17 protein-coding genes are annotated in these 17,212 nt (G+C 61.5%); 7 read left to right on the top strand and 10 right to left on the bottom strand.

The window, feature by feature from the left end:
• Positions 1 to 180 precede the first annotated feature (180 nt).
• The 3 genes from GTF44_RS10590 (at position 181) to GTF44_RS10580 (ending at position 3,253) form a co-directional block, all read left to right on the top strand.
• Positions 181 to 1,416, top strand: coding sequence for a helix-turn-helix domain-containing protein (locus GTF44_RS10590; protein ID WP_367383372.1), 1,236 nt, complete (start codon positions 181 to 183; stop codon positions 1,414 to 1,416).
• A gap of 82 nt (positions 1,417 to 1,498) precedes the next feature.
• A complete protein-coding gene (gene ispG / locus GTF44_RS10585; RefSeq protein ID WP_171559446.1) occupies positions 1,499 to 2,641 on the top strand; it encodes a flavodoxin-dependent (E)-4-hydroxy-3-methylbut-2-enyl-diphosphate synthase in 1,143 nt (380 codons plus the stop codon).
• Between the two features lie 183 nt (positions 2,642 to 2,824).
• Complete coding sequence (locus GTF44_RS10580; protein ID WP_171559449.1) at positions 2,825 to 3,253, top strand: VOC family protein; 429 nt, start codon at positions 2,825 to 2,827, stop codon at positions 3,251 to 3,253.
• Between the two features lie 72 nt (positions 3,254 to 3,325).
• On the opposite strand, the gene GTF44_RS10575 is transcribed toward GTF44_RS10580, so the two are convergent.
• Positions 3,326 to 4,315: a carbon-nitrogen hydrolase family protein gene (locus tag GTF44_RS10575; RefSeq protein ID WP_171559452.1), complete on the bottom strand. Its 990-nt coding sequence runs from the start codon at positions 4,313 to 4,315 to the stop codon at positions 3,326 to 3,328.
• A gap of 144 nt (positions 4,316 to 4,459) precedes the next feature.
• Positions 4,460 to 4,612: a hypothetical protein gene (locus tag GTF44_RS10570; RefSeq protein WP_171559455.1), complete on the bottom strand. Its 153-nt coding sequence runs from the start codon at positions 4,610 to 4,612 to the stop codon at positions 4,460 to 4,462.
• 131 nt (positions 4,613 to 4,743) lie between these two features.
• Between GTF44_RS10570 and GTF44_RS10565 the strand changes: the two genes are divergently transcribed.
• A complete protein-coding gene (locus tag GTF44_RS10565) occupies positions 4,744 to 6,156 on the top strand; it encodes an FAD-binding oxidoreductase (protein WP_171559458.1) in 1,413 nt (470 codons plus the stop codon).
• Positions 6,157 to 6,183: 27 nt separating this feature from the next.
• Positions 6,184 to 6,894 carry a VIT family protein gene (locus tag GTF44_RS10560; protein WP_171559461.1) on the top strand — a complete coding sequence of 237 codons (711 nt, stop codon included), beginning with the start codon at positions 6,184 to 6,186 and terminating at the stop codon, positions 6,892 to 6,894.
• On the opposite strand, the gene GTF44_RS10555 is transcribed toward GTF44_RS10560, so the two are convergent.
• From GTF44_RS10555 to GTF44_RS10540, 4 genes are read right to left on the bottom strand one after another with little or no spacing between them, the layout of a single operon-like run.
• The gene (locus GTF44_RS10555) at positions 6,882 to 7,994 is read right to left on the bottom strand and encodes an N-acetylglucosamine-6-phosphate deacetylase (RefSeq protein ID WP_171559464.1); all 1,113 of its coding nucleotides are present in this window, start codon (positions 7,992 to 7,994) and stop codon (positions 6,882 to 6,884) included. The two genes, GTF44_RS10560 and GTF44_RS10555, sit on opposite strands and share 13 nt — an antisense overlap.
• Complete coding sequence (locus tag GTF44_RS10550) at positions 7,991 to 8,833, bottom strand: BadF/BadG/BcrA/BcrD ATPase family protein (RefSeq protein ID WP_171559467.1); 843 nt, start codon at positions 8,831 to 8,833, stop codon at positions 7,991 to 7,993. The genes GTF44_RS10555 and GTF44_RS10550 overlap by 4 nt, the downstream gene beginning before the upstream one ends.
• A 39-nt stretch (positions 8,834 to 8,872) precedes the next feature.
• Complete coding sequence (locus GTF44_RS10545; protein ID WP_171559470.1) at positions 8,873 to 9,952, bottom strand: Gfo/Idh/MocA family protein; 1,080 nt, start codon at positions 9,950 to 9,952, stop codon at positions 8,873 to 8,875.
• 15 nt (positions 9,953 to 9,967) lie between these two features.
• Positions 9,968 to 10,672: a UTRA domain-containing protein gene (locus tag GTF44_RS10540; RefSeq protein WP_171559472.1), complete on the bottom strand. Its 705-nt coding sequence runs from the start codon at positions 10,670 to 10,672 to the stop codon at positions 9,968 to 9,970.
• A gap of 95 nt (positions 10,673 to 10,767) precedes the next feature.
• Between GTF44_RS10540 and GTF44_RS10535 the strand changes: the two genes are divergently transcribed.
• Together GTF44_RS10535 and GTF44_RS10530 are read left to right on the top strand one after the other, a co-directional pair.
• Positions 10,768 to 11,922, top strand: coding sequence for an LLM class flavin-dependent oxidoreductase (locus tag GTF44_RS10535; protein ID WP_171559474.1), 1,155 nt, complete (start codon positions 10,768 to 10,770; stop codon positions 11,920 to 11,922).
• Positions 11,922 to 12,815: an aldo/keto reductase family oxidoreductase gene (locus GTF44_RS10530; RefSeq protein ID WP_171559477.1), complete on the top strand. Its 894-nt coding sequence runs from the start codon at positions 11,922 to 11,924 to the stop codon at positions 12,813 to 12,815. The genes GTF44_RS10535 and GTF44_RS10530 overlap by 1 nt, the downstream gene beginning before the upstream one ends.
• Here GTF44_RS10530 and uxuA read toward each other — a convergent pair.
• The 4 genes from uxuA to GTF44_RS10510 form a co-directional block, all read right to left on the bottom strand.
• Entirely contained in the window at positions 12,812 to 13,990 is a 1,179-nt protein-coding gene (gene uxuA, locus GTF44_RS10525; protein WP_171559480.1) for a mannonate dehydratase, read from the bottom strand. The genes GTF44_RS10530 and uxuA overlap by 4 nt on opposite strands.
• Entirely contained in the window at positions 13,987 to 15,072 is a 1,086-nt protein-coding gene (locus GTF44_RS10520; RefSeq protein WP_367383373.1) for an ABC transporter ATP-binding protein, read from the bottom strand. Before GTF44_RS10520 ends, uxuA begins: the two co-directional genes overlap by 4 nt.
• Positions 15,069 to 16,121, bottom strand: coding sequence for a carbohydrate ABC transporter permease (locus tag GTF44_RS10515; RefSeq protein WP_171559486.1), 1,053 nt, complete (start codon positions 16,119 to 16,121; stop codon positions 15,069 to 15,071). The genes GTF44_RS10520 and GTF44_RS10515 overlap by 4 nt, the downstream gene beginning before the upstream one ends.
• Before the next feature lie 66 nt (positions 16,122 to 16,187).
• Positions 16,188 to 17,156, bottom strand: a complete 969-nt coding sequence (locus GTF44_RS10510) for a carbohydrate ABC transporter permease (protein ID WP_145208557.1) — start codon at positions 17,154 to 17,156, stop codon at positions 16,188 to 16,190.
• Between the last annotated feature and the right edge of the window lie 56 nt (positions 17,157 to 17,212).

Here is a 17,212-nt window from a genome sequence, read left to right as displayed (position 1 = left end):
CACAGTTAGGGCGCGCCCGTTATGCGCTGAATTACGCCGACAGTGATGCTGCGTTAACCGCTAGTGCACAGAGTTTTGCTATTGTGGTAAGGTGCCCGCCAAGTTGAGTGGTTTTGGGGAATCACTCTTTTGGGGATGACGGGCTGTTACAGCAAATCTGGCCACATACAGGCGAGTTACGTGGACCAGCATAAAAAACGGGGCAAGGCCAGTATGGGCCAAAACAGGGCAGAGGATCGGGTACAGGCTGTACCGTTCGAGGAGCTAGCCGCCCTCGAGGTCCCCCTGGGCGATCTGTTGCGCGGCGAACGCGCGACCCTCGGCAAATCTCTTCTTGATGTGGAACGTGAGCTAAAAATCAAGGCCGCCTATATCGCGGCCATTGAAAATGGCGATCTGTCCGCCTTTTCCTCGCAAGGGTTTATCGCAGGTTATGTCCGATCTTACGCGCGCTATCTGTCGCTCGATCCAGAATGGACCTTTGACCGGTTCTGCGGCGAAAGCGGGTTTTCAGGTGTGCACGGGTTTTCCGCACGTCAAGCGGTTGAGGCCAAACGCTCCTTGGCAGAGGCGCCGGGGCGGATCGACCCCAATGATGTGATCAAAGTAGCGCGGGTGTCGTTCACCCCGGAACGTGAGCGCCTCTTCTCCAATATCGAACCGGGCGCGCTTGGCTCCGTTTTGGTGCTGGTGGCGCTGGTTGCGGGCATTGGGTACGGGGCCTGGGCCGTATTGCAGGATGTGCAGCGGCTGCAATTTGCACCCGTGGAGCAGGCACCCGACACATTGGCTCAACTTGATGCACTTGGCGGCGCGGCCCCAGATGGCACGTTTGGCACGGGCTTGCCCGACGATGCAGCCACATCCCTTCCCAGGGCGGATGCGTTGGATCGGCTGTATCGCCCTCAGGCATTGGATATGCCCGTGATGACACCGCGCGACCAGCCCTTGGCAACGCTGGATCCCGATGAAGTTGGCGCATTGGCCCCGCCCGTGAATCGTCTCGCTGGCGCTGCTGCACCGGTCGAAGAGCTGCTTCCGGGCAGTGCTGTGCAAGTCACCGAGCGGACCGAGGATCAGGTTGTGCTTTTCGCGGTGCGCCCGTCTTGGGTGCGTGTGACCTCGGCCAGCGGCACCGTCATCTTCGAAGGGACGCTCGACGCTGGTGACAGCTATGAACTGCCGATCTCGGAGGTGCCGCCGACGCTGCGCGCGGGTAATTCCGGTTCGCTCTACTTTGCAGTCAACGGCGTGACGATGGGGCCCGCCGGGCCCGGGACCTCTGTCGCACGCGACGTGGTGCTTTCGGCGGATGCAATCTCAGACAGCTATGTCATAGCAGATGCCACAACAGACCCGGACCTGGCGGAAGTGGCCGCTCTGGTACTCAGCCCGGAGCCCGCTGTCGAGGAATGATGCCGCAGGCCGTTGTGCCTCTGCGCCCGTCGCTCTATCTACCCAAAGAGAGACAGTCCTTCTGACCGGAGCCGCGCAGCCCATGTCGCATAACCCGATCCGCCCGTGGCGCAATATCGACCGCCGGAAAAGCCGCCAGATCCATGTGGGAAATGTGCCCGTCGGTGGTGATGCGCCGATTTCCGTGCAGACGATGACCAACACGCTGACCACGGATATCAAAGGCACCATCGCGCAGGTGCAGGCCTGCGCCGAGGCGGGGGCCGATATTGTCCGCGTGTCGGTGCCCGACGAGGACAGTTCCAAAGCTCTGAAAGAGATCGTGCGCGAAAGCCCGGTGCCAATCGTCGCCGACATTCATTTCCATTACAAACGCGGCATCGAGAGCGCTATGGCGGGCGCGGCATGTCTCCGGATCAATCCCGGCAATATTGGTGACGAGACCCGCGTGAAAGAGGTGATCAAAGCGGCCCGTGACCATAACTGTTCGATTCGGATCGGGGTGAACGCTGGCTCCCTCGAAAAGCACTTGCTGGAGAAATATGGCGAGCCATGCCCCGATGCGATGATCGAAAGCGGGCTCGACCATATCAAGATCTTGGAAGACAACGATTTCTTTGAGTTCAAGATCTCTTGCAAAGCCTCCGATGTCTTTATGGCCGCCGCCGCCTATCAGGGCCTGGCTGAGGCGACCGACGCGCCAATCCATTTGGGCATCACGGAGGCGGGTGGCCTCATGTCCGGCACGATCAAATCGGCGATTGGGCTGGGCAGCCTGCTTTGGATGGGCATTGGCGATACGATGCGGGTGAGCCTTTCGGCCGATCCGGTGGAAGAGGTGAAAGTCGGCTTTGAGATGCTGAAAGCGCTCGGCCTGCGTCATCGCGGCGTGAACATCATCTCCTGTCCTTCCTGTGCACGGCAAGGTTTCGACGTGATCAGAACCGTCGAGACGCTCGAAAAGCGGCTCGAGCATATTAAGACGCCGATGAGCCTCTCGATCATTGGCTGTGTTGTGAACGGTCCGGGTGAAGCGCTGATGACTGATGTCGGCTTTACCGGCGGAGGGGCTGGGTCGGGCATGGTCTATCTGGCTGGCGCGCAAAGCCACAAGCTGTCCAACGATCAGATGGTTGAGCACATCGTCGAACAGGTCGAGAAGAAGGCCGCTGAGTTGGATGCCGAGCGGGCCGCAGAAGAGGCCGCGAGCAAGGCGGCGGAATAGCGCATCGTCCAGCGAGACTTATACTGGTAACGCGTGAGCCAGCTTTTCGGGCCGCAGAGGACCGCTCAATGGCAAGCCGTTGAGAGAAGCCGTGTTGCCCGGGTTTTGGACGTTTCAATTGTCCTCGCCCAGACCGGACCGCCAAGGCACACTAAGACGCCCAATTTCGTTTGGAGAATGACCATGGAATCCGTTGAACTGCATCGTGGCCGCCTCATCGACCACGTCCAACTCGTCGTCCGCGACTTCGCGGCGAGCCGGGAATTTTACACCGCTGTTCTGGACGTCTTGGACATTCCCATTGTCGATATGGCCGATGACGTCTTTTTTGCCGACGAGTTGGTCGTATCCTCGGCTGAGAGCCCTGCCGCGCTCGGCGCGTTGACCGGGAGGCACCACTTGGCGTTCCAGGCGAAAGACCGCGCCACGGTCGATGCCTTTTACGGCGCGGCGCTGGCCCATGGCGGGCGCGATAACGGCACCCCCGGCGAGCGGGCCTATCACCCGGGGTACTACGCGGCTTTCGTGCTCGACCCCGACGGAAACAACATCGAGGCCGTCTACCATGGCCCCGCACAGCGAAGTGCGCCATCGGTGGTCATCGGCTTTTAACGAGCAACCGATCATGTCTGAGTGATCGGCAGTAAATCCCGCCAAACGGGGCCGTCGGTGAAATGACAGACCTTAGTCGTCAAATCGAACCGGGCGCTGCCGGGTTCGATTCACGTTGAGTTGCAAGATATCTGGCCGTGCATAATGCCCAGATTGATCGAGGTTCTGCCGTTCGCCGCGGACGACGCCTGCGTCGATTTCGGCCACGATCAGGGCCTCCTCATCCACAACCGGATCAACCAACACTGTGCCATCCGGGGCCACAATCGTGCTGCCGCCGTTCGAGATCACATCGCCACCCGCCGCCACGATCTCGTCTCGGGCAAGCGTATCCTCGGGCAGGTCCGACACCCGCAGCAATCCACTGGCCGCGATCACATAAGACCGGCTTTCTTTGGCGATGAACACGGGCAGATCGCAGGTGTTATGGAGACCGCCGGGCCAGACACTCACATGCAAGCTCTCACCTTGCGCATAAAGCGCTGAGCGCGCAAGCGGCAACCAGTTTTCGTAGCAATTCAGCCCGCCCACACGGAACGGGCCGAGATCATGGACCCTTAACCCATGACCGTCGCCAGAGGCCCAGGCCAGCCGTTCTTCATAGGTCGGGTGCAGCTTGCGATGGACAGAGCCGATCTGCCCATCCGGCCCGATATAAACCAGCGTACAATAAAGGCTATGGCCGCCGCGATCCGGTGCGCGCTCCATCACGCCCAGATAGATCGCGATCTGCCGTTCGGCGGCCAAGGCACAAAGCGGCTCGAGATCGCCGCGCTCAATCACCACGCCCTGATCGACATAATGGGCATAGATCGCCTTCTGCTTCGGGTCATTGAAGCGCGCGCCATCCGTGCGCTCTATCCAAACCGGATAGCCCGGCACCAGAGCCTCGCCAAAGACGACGAGATCGCAACCCGCATCGGCGGCCTCCGTCGTCGCAGCCATCACTTTCTCCAACGTCGCCGCGCGGTTCAGCCATATGGGCGCGATCTGCGCGATCCCAACCGCGAGCCGGTCGCTTTCATGTCCGTCTGGTCTGATCTCGGAACGGATGATCTTCATGCCGGTGGCTCCCCTGTTGCGAAGAGCCGCTTATCATGGGGTAGGGCGCCGAAAAAGGGGCAGCCCGAAGAGCCACCCCTGATCGTCATGAAACTGGGTTGTACCGCGGGCAATCCACGGGTCGCGTAAGACACCTTCTGATCGTCAGGGGCCGACCCCCATCTTCTGCCGGGGGCCGCGCGGATGGGGGACAGTGCGGTTGATCCCGGCTAGGGCAGGCTCCCGCATCGGGAAGGTCAGGCGGGTGCAGAAAGTGTCGACCTCGAATGTGACGGCTGCGCGACAGAGGGACGACATGCACGTGATTTTCCGGATTAGATATCGGAGACTGGTGGACAATGGGTCGCTCCCATCCGGTCCACCGCCAATTGCCTCGCCCAAACCCGCCCGCTAATCTGTGCGTGGATTTCTTCGGGAAGGATCTGGCGATGGCCATTTTGGCGGATATGCCCCGCAATGAGGCGGGGATTGCCACCGCGCTCGGCATCTTGGCGCAACGGTTCGGGCCGCGGTTCGAGACCGGACAGGCGATGCGCGAGCAGCACGGCCACACAACGACTTGGCTCCGGAATCAGCCGCCCGATGGCGTGGTCTTTGCGCGTTCCACCGAAGAGGTGCAGGAGATCATGCGGGTTTGCGCCGAACATCGCGTGCCGATCATCCCATTTGGCACCGGCACCTCGCTTGAGGGCCATGTCAACGCCCCCGCAGGAGGGATCAGCGTCGATCTGAGCCAGATGGATCAGATCCTTGCCGTGAATGCCGAAGATATGGATGTGGTGATCCAGCCCGGCGTGACCCGGAAGGCGCTGAACACGCATCTGCGCGATACCGGGCTGTTCTTCCCCATCGATCCGGGCGCGGATGCCTCGCTTGGCGGCATGGCGGCGACCAATGCCAGCGGCACCAACGCGGTGCGCTATGGCACGATGAAGGACAATGTGCTGGCCCTGAAAGCGGTGTTGCCGTCCGGGGAGGTGCTCAAAACCGCCGCGCGAGCTCGGAAGACCTCCGCAGGGTATGACCTGACCCGCCTGATGGTCGGCTCTGAGGGCACGCTTGGCCTGATCACCGAGCTGACGCTGCGTTTGCAGGGCATCCCCGAGGCGATCTCAGCGGCGACATGTTCTTTTCCGAGCGTTGAGGCGGCGTGCAACACGGTGATCGCGACGATCCAGTTCGGCCTGCCGGTGGCGCGGATCGAGCTTTTGGATGCCCTGACGGTGAAAGCCGTAAATGCCTATTCCAAGCTCAGCTTGCCCGAGACGCCGCTGCTGCTGGTGGAGTTTCACGGCTCGCCGGCCGGTGTTGCGGAACAGGCCGCGAGTTTTGGCGAGATCGCCGAAGACTTTGGCGGCCATGATTTCCAAGCCACGACGCGCGAGGAAGACCGCAACAAACTTTGGCAAGCCCGTCATGATGCGTATTGGGCGAGCCTCGGCTTGCGCCCTGGGGCCAAAGGCATTTCGACCGATGTCTGCGTGCCGGTCAGCCGCCTGGCCGATTGCGTCACGGCGGCGCAAGCGAAAACCGCCGAAATGGGTTTTGTCGCGCCTGTCGTGGGCCATGTGGGGGATGGGAATTTCCACGTCCTCCTGCTGATCGATATGGAGGACAGCGCCGAAATTGCGCGGGCCGAGAACTTCGTCGGCTGGCTGAACGATCTGGCGATTTCGATGGACGGGACCTGCACCGGCGAACATGGGATCGGCCAGGGCAAAGCGCCCTATCTTGTAAAAGAACTCGGCGCCCCCGCGATGGAGGTCATGGCGGGGATCAAAGCCGGGATCGACCCGCTGAACATCCTCAACCCGGGTAAGATCGGCCTCCCGAACCCGTAAATCACCCTCGCCAGCCAAAGAGCCAGCATGCCACACGCGCCAGAGTATTCCGCTCACAAAGAACCGCATCTCTCGGGCCGGTCCGGCTGGCTCCGCGCCGCTGTGATGGGGGCGAATGATGGCATCCTGTCGACGGCCTCCTTGATTGTCGGGGTCGCCGCTGGCGGTGCGGACCGGGTGGAGATGATTTTGGCGGGTGTCGCCGGGATGGTTGCAGGCGCGATGAGCATGGCAGCGGGGGAATATGTCTCCGTCTCCTCCCAAGCGGATGTGGAACGCGCCGACATCGCACGCGAGAAGGCCGAGTTGACCCGCAATCCGGACGGCGAGCTGCGCGAGTTGGAAGCGATCTATGAAGAGCGGGGCCTGAGCCAGGCACTGGCGGCGCGCGTCGCGCAAGAATTGACCCAAGCCGATGCGCTTGGCACCCATCTGCGCGATGAGATCGGGCTGACAGATCTGTCGCCACCGCGGCCGTTGCAAGCGGCGTTAGTCTCCGCTTTGACCTTCGCTTTGGGCGCAGCCGTGCCTCTGACTGTCTCCGCGATCAGCCCGATTGCTTCGGTCTTACCGCTGGTCGGCGGCGCAACCTTGGTCGCTTTGGCAATACTTGGTGCGCTTGGGGCTCATGCGGGCGGGGCGCCGAAATTGCGCGCGGCAGGGCGGGTGATGCTTTGGGGCGTTCTGGCGATGGCGGCGACGTCGGCAATTGGTGCGCTGGTCGGTCAGGCGCTGTGATCGTGGGGCCTGAAGAAGATCGCTTCGCCATTGTCAAAGCTTGTGATCCCATCAGCATCTGAGACGCAGAACTGCGCGCGAGTACCATCGGCAATCCGGGCCGGCGCGCCGGTCAGAAGACGCCAAGGCCGATCAAATGCGAATGGTAGCGTGTCCACGGGCGGGCGATTCAGCACCTGGGCCAGATACATCACGCTATCAAGCAGGCTGGTATCGGCACCGGCCAATGTACCATCCGCCAGGGTCAGGCGCCCCTCCCGCCGCTGAATCGCCCGACCGTTCAACTGAAAACGGGTTACATCGGTTCCCGCAACGGCCATCGCATCGCTGACAAGCATCAAAGCATCGGGACGGGCGCGGGCCGCCAGACGCAAGCAGGCGTCATGCACATGATGCCCATCCGCGATCAGCCCAAAGGCCTCCGCCCGGTCCAGTGCGGCCCCGACCAGCCCCGGGGCCCGATGATGCACCCCCGACATCGCATTATAGAGATGCGTCGCCATCCGCCCGCCGGCGTCGAAGGCGGCGATCGCCATGTCATAATCGCAAGCGCTATGCCCGAGCGAGACGGTGATGCCAGCCTCAGCTAAGGCGCTGATCTGTGGCAAGCTGACCTGCTCAGGCGCGAGCGTGATCATCAAACTTCCAAGCCGTGCTTTCGCGTCAAGATACAGCGACAGATCGGCCTCGGTCATCGGTCGAAGCTTTGCCGGATCATGCGCGCCAGGCACCGCCAAATGCGGCCCCTCTAGATGCAGGCCCAACAGCCCTGGCTCATCCGCCATCGCCTGTGCCGTTAGGTCGATCACCCGCGCCGTTACCTCCATGCTGTCCGAAATTAGCGTCGGGAGGATAAAACCCGTGCCAAGCCTGCGATGCGCGGCCATGATCCGGCGGATATCGGCGGCGCTTTGGCAATCGCCCAGCATCAGACCATCGCCACCATTCACCTGGAGATCCACCAATCCGGGGAAGACGGTTTTCGCTCCGGGGATCGCCACACTCTGGCTGATGCTGGCCACATGGCCATCGGCGATTTCGATATCGACGCCTTTGCGCCAGCCGTCGCCGTCAAGAATATTCACGCCTTTCAGGATCATGGCAGCGCGGCCGCCATTGCCAATGCGCCATCCAATGCGGTGTCTTTGGGCGCAACCAGGCTCACGCGGAGGGGCTCCGGTAGAAAGGGAGTCAGCGCTTGGCCAAACCCACCCGCGATGACCAGGGGCGCACCGGTTTCATGACCCAGATCTTCCAGGCCCCGGCTGATCTCCGCCATCGTTTCGGAGAGGAGCTGTTGCCCGGTTCCGGTTTCGGCATGGTCCAACACCAAGGGCGCAAGCGCCGCATAATCGCTTGGGTCCGCATCTTGCAGTGTGAGCAGCGGGTGTGGGGCCAGCCGTACCATCACGACCTCCGACAGCGCATCTGTGGCCATCCGGCCCTCGCTGGCCTGCAAGCTCACGGCAACCAAACGCCGCCCGAGCCAAGCGCCCGAGGCTTCATCGCCAAGCTGAAACCCCCAACCGCCGAGATGGGTCACCGTCTCGCCCGCCTTGCGGATGAAAAACGACCCTGTGCCAAGACTGACCAAGGTGCCATCCGCCCCGTCAAACGCGCCATGAAGCGCGGTGACGCTGTCATCGACGATCTGCGCGGGGAAGGGCAGGCGGGCAGCCAGATCCTTGGCCAATTCTGGCAAGCGGCAGCCTGCGATCCCGGCGCAAATCCGGGCGCGGGGCAAAACCGCGCGGGTCAATCCAGCTTGAGATAAGCCGCGGCCCAGTGTTTCCGACAGTTCGATGGCGGCTCCGGCGGGGTCGGTGAACGCATTGGCCGGCCCGCCATTGACCCGCATCACCCCGCCACCGGGCAAACGAATGGCCACGCGGCAGCCGCTGCCGCCGCCATCGATCCCTATGGTGATCCGCGCTCTCATATCCGGCAATCTATGCGGGCCAAAGGGTCTCCGCCAGTCTTAGAGCGTTACAACCCGCGCCTCGCGCGCCGCCTCTTGCGCCGCAAGCCCCATGCGGACGGCGGCGATCCCGTCGCTCAGGCTGACCGCCGGCGCTGTGCCGTCCTGGGCCGCTGCCAAAAACAACTGGTGTTGATAAAAGGTTGCGCCGTTATGGTCACCTGCGTCAAGCAAGGTTGGATCGACGGGGATTTCCATCTCGCGCGGGCCTTGCGGAGCACGTGGGCTGACGATGACTTTCGGGGTTGGGGCCGGTCCCAAATGAGTGGGCCAGAACCGCCCGGGGCCGGGCACAAGCGCTTCGATCTTGCCGGTTGGCCCAATTGCGGAAAGCTCCTCTTGATAGCGCGCGCCTTCTGCGAACATGCATAATTCCAACATGCCCCGCGCGCCGTTGTCAAAATCGACGATCACATAGCCGCTGTCCCAGATGTCTGGGGTCATACCCTGATATTGTTCGCTCAAATGGTTCAGGACCTGTCCTGCGCTGGCCATGACGCGCACCGGTTCAGCGCCGAGGGTCACCCGCATCAAATCAAAGAAATGGCAGCATTTTTCGACCATCGTGCCGCCGGTTTTCTGGTTGAAGCGGTTCCAATCTCCGACCTTCTCCAAGAAGGGGAACCGATGCTCGCGAATGCTCAACATCGATACGCCGCCGGTCTCCCGCTCGGCCAAATCGAGGAACTTCGCGATTGGCGGCATATAGCGATATTCCAACGCCACCCAAATCAGCGCGCCATAGCTCTGTTCCAACCGTTTCAATCGGGGCAGTTCTGCCGGATCAGTATAGACGGGCTTCTCGACCAGAACCGGTAGGGCGCGGGTCGCTGCAATCTCCTCAAGCTGCGCCAGGTGTTGATAATTCGGCGTGGCAATCACCACGACATCCACATCGTCCCGCGCCACCAATTCGGAGATACTGTCGCAAGCGAAAGCGTCGGGAACCAAACCCAAAGCCTGCGCCCGCATGCCCGGGTCCGGCTCGACAATCGCGCGCACCTCACAATCGCCCAGAAGGCGGATGTTGCGGATATGCTCTTGCCCCATCATGCCGCAGCCAATGATGCCGTATCTCATAGTCGTGTCTTTCTGCTAGCTGATCCGTGCGACGTAGCATGCACGGCTTGTGTTCACCCAAGAGCGAGAAAACTCGATGGGGTCATTGGCTTGGCTCCAGGTTCGACGTGCCACCAAACAGGCTGGCGCGCCGGAGGGCAGGCCAATCTCGTCCGGGGTCCAATCCGGTGCCGTATCGACGCCCACCCGATCCTCAGCCCGGAGGATCGCGAGTTTCAAGGTCTCGCGGTAGTAGAGATAGAGCGATTGGCTGAGCTCGTCGGCGGCGAGTGTTTCGGTAAATCGCCCGTCGAGCCAAATCTCCTCGGCCGAGACCGGTTGCCGGTTGAGCGACCTGACCCGCCGAATGCGCCAGGCGAACGGGGTGTCGCTGCCCAGATCGGGGATATTGTCTGGTTTCGCTTCCCGCGACACGTCCAGTACGCGCGCTGTTGGAAAGCCGCCGCCTTCCAGCAGTTCCAGACGGAAAAGCGCGTAGACGCCCCCAATCTCGCCATTCGCACGGATCGTGTTGCCCGACCCTTGGCGCCGCTCAAGCAGCTTGCGGGTCTCCAATTCGGCTAACGCCTTGCGCAGGGTCATGACCGATACACCATGCTCGGCGGCCATCTCGCGCTCGGGCGGCAGGCGCTGCCCATCGGCCAAGCGCCCCGCCGCGATGTCGCGGATCAGCATCTCGCTGATTTGCAAATACGCCGGAAGCGCGCCGGGCTCGGTCACCTCTCACGCCCTCCCGCGTGGAAATTGATATAGCATTGATCTACTCTAAAGCGAGTGCTACGCAAGACAAAACTGCGCATCCGGGGAGGATAAAGATGACAGTTGTGCCCGTGACATCCGCCGATTTGGACGCCGCCGAGGTCTCTTGGTTCGCCGCGCTTTGTTCCGATGATTATCAGTTTCTGGGCGTGCCCGATGGTGATCTGCGCTCATCGTGGGCGCATTGCTCGTCGATCCTGAAGGAGGCGGAGGCGCAAGGCTTCCGCAATATCCTATGCCCGTCGAGCTATCAGGTGGGCCAAGATACCCTCAGCTTTGTCGCGGGCTGTGCCCCGATCACGGATCGGATCAACATGTTGGCCGCGGTGCGTTGCGGCGAGATGCAGCCGATCATGCTGGCCCGCACCATCGCCACGCTGGACCATATGCTGGAGGGGCGGCTGACGGTGAACATCATCTCCTCGGATTTCCCCGGCGAGGTGGCCGAAAGCGGGTTCCGCTATCAACGCTCGCGTGAAGTGGTGGAGATTCTGAAACAGGCTTGGACCCAAGATGAGATTAACTACGAGGGTGAAGTCTATAATTTCCAAGGCTTAACCACCGATCCGGCGCGACCCTACCAGATCGGCGGGCCACTCTTGTATTTCGGCGGGTATTCCCCGGCGGCTTTGGATCTCTGCGGGCAGCATTGCGACGTTTATCTGATGTGGCCCGAGCCGAAAGAGCAGATCGCGGAGCGGATGAAAGCCGTTAACGCGGTGGCGGAGCGCTATGACAGAACGCTCGATTATGGGCTGCGCGTGCATATGATCGTCCGCGATACCGAGGCGGAGGCCCGAGAATACGCGGAGTATCTGACCAGCAAGCTGGATGACGAATATGGCAAACTGATCCGCGACCGGGCGCATGACTCGATCTCGCTTGGGGTTGCGCATCAGGCGAGGGCCCGCGAGCTGGCGGATAAATTCGGCTATGTGGAGCCGCATCTCTGGACTGGGATCGGCAGGGCGCGGTCGGGCTGCGGCGCGGCGCTTGTCGGCTCCACCGACCAAGTGCTCTCCGAGATCGAAGCCTATCAGAAAATGGGCATCCGCGCCTTTATCTTCTCCGGCTATCCACATCTCGACGAATGCCGGCATTTCGGCGAAAAGGTGATGCCGCAGTTGAAGACCTGTTCGCTGCCGCAGGAATACGGTCGGGTGCCCAGAGAGACCCCGGCGACACCTTTGGGCGCGGGAGAGCGACGCTGATGGAACGGATAAAGCTGGCCGATGATCTGGATTTCTCGCGGTTGATCTATGGGATGTGGCGGATCGGGGATGACGCCGACACCTCGGCAGATCATGTGCAGTCCAAGGTTGAAGCCTGTCTCGCGCAGGGCATCACCACGATGGATCAGGCCGATATCTACGGCGATTACGGGGCCGAAGCGATCCTTGGCGCGGCGTTTCAAGCGGCTCCTCGCTTGCGAGATCAGGTCGAGCTGGTGACCAAATGCGATATCATCGCGCCGATTGGGAAATATGCCGACAAGCGGGTGAAATACTACGACACCTCTGCCGCGCATATCACCGGATCCGTTGAGGCGTCTTTGCAGTTGATGCAGACAGATCGGATCGATTTGCTGCTGATCCACCGGCCCGATCCGCTGATGGATCACCACGAGACCGGCAAGGCTCTGGATGGTCTGGTTCAGTCCGGCAAGGTCCGCCACGTCGGGGTATCGAATTTCAAACTGCATGACTGGACGCTGCTGCAATCGGCGATGTCCACCTCGCTAGTGACTAATCAGATCGAGGTCAGCGTGCTTTGCCATGCGCCCTTTACCAATGGCGATATCGCCTGGATGCAGGAACGGGGCATCCCGCCGATGGCCTGGTCGCCGCTGGCGGGCGGGGCGTTGTTTGGTCCCGAAGGAGCGGCGGTGCGTGCGGTTCTGGACCGGATTGGCGCGGCGCATGGTGTCGGCGCGGATGCGGTTGCCGTCGCCTGGCTCTTGGCGCATCCGGCGCGGATTATGCCTGTTCTGGGGACAAATAATCTGAATAGGATCAAGAAGATCAGCGATGCTCTTAAGGTAAACCTGGATCGCGAAACTTGGTTTGAGATTTATACGGCGGCGCTCGGGACCGAGGTGCCTTAAGACAGGGCCGCGATCACCCCGCGTAACTCTGCAAGGCCTTTCATCCGACCAATCAGCGGGTAGCCGGGTTGCGATGCGCGCCGATGGTCATCCAGCAGATCATGGCCATGATCGGGCCGCATCGGCAATTCCCAGTCGGCGCGGCCTTCGGCTTTGCGGCGATGTTCCTCGGCCAGAAGGGCGCGGAGCGTGGCAACCATATCGGTATCGCCGGCCAGATGATCGCTCTCCATGAAACTGACCCTGTCGCCATTCCCATCACGTCGCGTGTTCCGCAGATGCACAAAATGGATGCGGGACCCGAGCGTGTCGACAAAAGCGACCGGGTCAAAATCGGCCCGGACGCCAAGCGAGCCGGTGCAGAAGGTCACGCCATTGGCGGGCAGGTCGACGGCCGCCAGCACGGCGCGATAATCGGCAAGGTCGGACATCACCCGGGGCAGGCCCATCAGCGAAAAGGGCGGGTCATCGGGATGACAGCACAGGCGCAGACCAAGCCCTTCAGCAACCGGGGCGACCTCCGCCAGAAAGTCGATCAGGTTTTGGCGCAGCCGCCTGGCGTCGATCCCGGAGTAGGTGGCGAGCAGGGCGCGCACATCGTCCAAACTCCAGCTGTCATTTGCGCCGGGCAAGCCCGCAACGATGTTGTTCACCAACTGCGCACGGGCGGTGTCATCTGTCTCGGCAAAGCGCCGCGCGGCATCGGCCCGAACCGCGTCGGCGTAATCCTCCGCCGCTCCAGGGCGCGCCAGCAGATGTAGGTCGAACATCGCGAAATCGGTGAGGTCGAAGCGCATCGCCGTGCCGCCATGGGGCAGGGGCGCCCGCAGGGCGGTGCGGGTCCAGTCAAGGACCGGCATGAAATTGTAGCAGATTGTCTTAGGGCCCGTGGCGGCCAGGTTGCGCAGGCTGTCTTTGTACGCGGCGATGTGGTCACGCCAGGGGCCAGTTTGGGTTTTGATCGCCTCCGACACCGGCAGGCTTTCGACCACATCCCAGGTCAGGCCCGAGCCGGTTTCGATCTCCGCCTTCCGCCGCGCGATCTCGGCCTCAGGCCAAACCGCGCCGGACGGAATGTGATGCAGGGCCGAGACAATGCCCGCCGCGCCCGTTTGCCGGATTTCAGCAATCGAGATCGTGTCCGCCGGGCCGAACCAGCGCCAGGTCTGCCTCATGGCGCCTCGCGGAGCGTCAGGGTTGTGTCGGTGTCGAAGAGATGCACCGCGTCTGGTGCGAAGCTCAGCGCGACATTCTCGCCGGCCTGCACCTGGGTTTGGCCCGGGTTATGCACCGTCAGCCGCGTGCCATCGGCCAATTGGCCATAGAGATAGCTGTCGCTGCCGAGCTGTTCGACGGCGCGGACCTGGATATGGATCGACCCATTCGGATCGGGCAGCAGGCTGTTCGGCCGCACACCAAGCGTGACCTTCTCGCCCGCCCGATGGGCAAACCCGGTCACCGGCAGGCTGACCTCTTCGCCCGTATCCAGCGTCAGAAGCGAGCGGTCGGCGCTATGCACAACCCCGGTCATGAAGTTCATTTTCGGCGAGCCGATGAACCCGGCGACAAAGAGATTATGCGGATCGTTGAACAGGTCGAGCGGGCGGCCGAATTGCTCCAGCTCACCCAAGCGCAGCACGGCAATCTTGTCGGCCATGGTCATCGCTTCGACTTGGTCATGGGTCACATAGATCATCGTGTTGCCCAAGCGTTTATGCAGCGCCGAAATCTCTCCGCGCATATCCACGCGCAACTCCGCATCAAGATTCGAAAGCGGCTCGTCAAAGAGGAACACTTTCGGCTCGCGCACCACGGCCCGGCCAATCGCGACGCGCTGCCGCTGTCCGCCAGAGAGGTCTTTGGGGCGACGATCCAGAAGCATATCGATCTGCAACATGCCCGCCACGTCGTTGAGTTTGCTTTCGATTTCCGCGCGCGGCGTCTGGATGTTTTCCAAGCCAAAGCTGAGATTTTGGCGCACCGTCATATGCGGATAAAGCGCGTAGGATTGGAACACCATCGCCAGGCCCCGATCCGCCGCGGGGATCTTATTGACCACCTCACCGCCGATTTCGATATCGCCGGAGGTCACGCTTTCCAGCCCCGAAATCATCCTCAGAAGCGTGGATTTCCCGCAGCCCGAGGGCCCGACAAAGACGCAGAACTCGCCATGCTCGATCGAGAGATCGATGCCCTTGATCACCTCCGCCGCGCCATAGGCTTTGCGCAAGGATTTCAGCTCGATGGATGCCATCATTTCCCTCCTGTCGAGGCGATGCCGGTGGCGATGTATTTCTGCAAGAACATGAAGACCATCGCGATGGGCAGAAGTGTCAAAACGGTCATCGCCAACAGGCTGGACCAATCGGTTTGCAACTCGCCCTGGAAGGAGTTGAGCGCCAGTTGCAGGGTGAAATTCTCGGTCTGGGTCAAGACGATCAACGGCCAGAGGAAATCATTCCAGCGCCACATGATCGCAAGGATCGCCAGAACCGCGATGGCGGGTGCCGAAAGCGGCACGATGATCCGCCAGAAAATCTTCCATTCGCTGGCCTTGTCCATCCGGGCGGCGTCGAGAATCTCATCGGGGATGGTGATCATATATTGCCGAAGCAGGAAGACACCCGTGGGCGTTGCCGCGCCGGGGATAATGACACCCCATAAGCTGTTGAACATGCCCAATTCCGTCACGATCAGGAAGAGCGGCACCAAGACCACCGTCTGCGGGATCATCAATGTGCCGATGACCAGGAGCAACACCACTGTGCGTCCGCGGAACTCATATTTCGAGAGGGCGAAGGCGGCCATGGAGTTGACCAGCAGCATCAGAAGCGTCGCCGTGACGGTGATGAAGGTCGAGTTCCAGAAGAATTGCAGGAAATTGAACCGCTCAAACAGGCCCGCGTAATTCTCCCAGGCCAGGGAGACCTGTTCCACCGGCTCGCGTTGATCGATGGTCACGCGCAGCCGTTCTTCCGGGTTCGCCGGGTCGACCATCTGCGCTTGCAGACCGACGCGGCGCACCTGGGCGAGAACACGCCCCTCAAACTCGCCATCGGTCATCAAGAACAGTGGCAGCGGCTCCTCATAGCCATCCACCATCAGGGTTTCTTGCTGATAGGGCAGGAAGGTGGGCGGGAAACGCTGCAAATCCGCCTCGGTTTTGAACGAACTGAGCAGCAGCCAGATCACCGGGAAAAACATCAGGAAGACGCCCAAGGCCAGATAGCCATAGGTGATCCAATCGGTCCAATCGAGGCGGCCATTGCCGCGTGTGGCCGTCAAGAACTCCCAAACACGGCTCATGATGTGCCCTCCGATGTCGAGATACGGCCCTTGATCTGCGCCATGGCCGCGTCGCGGTTCATCTGCTCACCCATTGACATTTCTCCGGTTGACCCAGAGCTGCACCAAGGTGAGCACCACCAGCACACCGGCCACCATTAGCGAGGCGGCTGCCGCGAGGCCGAAGAGGCGCGGCGCTCCGGCGAAGCCTTCTTCATAGATGTATTGGATGATGAAGGTTGTGGCCGTGCCCGGGCCCCCGCCGGTGAAGGCAAAGACCTCATCGAAGGTTTGCACCGACCGGATTAGGGCCAGAACCAAAACCACCAGCATTGTGGGTGACAGCAACGGCAGCGTGATCCGCCGGAAGGTGCGCCACGGGCTGGCCCGGTCCATCAGCGCGGCCTCATAGACGTCGCGCGGGATCGCTTGCAGGCCCGCCAGCAAGATCAGCGTATAGAACCCCATATGCGCCCAAACCGTCAGGAACACCGTCCAGGCAAAGGCCCATTCCGCATCGATCAACCAGTTGAACCCGCCGAGGCCGGTCCAATCGAGAAACGCGTTCAACACGCCCTCGCGTTGCAAAATCCATTTCCAGATCAGCGCGACGACAACCGGCGACAGCAGCACCGGGAAGAAGAAGACCGAGCGGAAAAATCCGCGGGCCTTGATCTCGCGGTTCAAGACCAAAGCGGTCAGCAAAGAGAAGCCGACCATGAACCCGACTTGCAGCGTCACAAACCACAGCGTGTTCCACACCGCGCGCCAGAATTTATCATCGCGACAGGAGTTCGGATCGAAATGATTGGCACAATCGGCCAGTGTCGAGAAATTGCGCCCGCCCACATAAGGCCGATCCGACAAAAGCACGTTGTCGCCGCCGGTCATCGCATAGGCGATGTTCAAGATGACCGGCAGGAAGGCAAACAGGGCAAAGAGAACCAGATTGGGCAGCAAGAACACCCAGGCCAGCCGGTGGATGCCAAGCATCCGTTGCAGCGCCACCATCGGGATTTCGATGAGACGCATGATGGGGGAGATGATGCGGAGCATAGCCGTCACGCCTAGGGCAAAGGATCTCAGGCGCGGCTTGCGCGCCTGAGATCGGA

Origin of the sequence: Roseobacter sp. HKCCD6576-2, from assembly GCF_013179285.1 — a bacterium.
GTDB classification, from domain to species: Bacteria; Pseudomonadota; Alphaproteobacteria; order Rhodobacterales; family Rhodobacteraceae; genus Rhodophyticola; species Rhodophyticola oceani.
The sequence above is the reverse complement of the archived record's forward strand: the minus strand, read 5'-3'. Positions and strand labels throughout refer to the sequence as shown.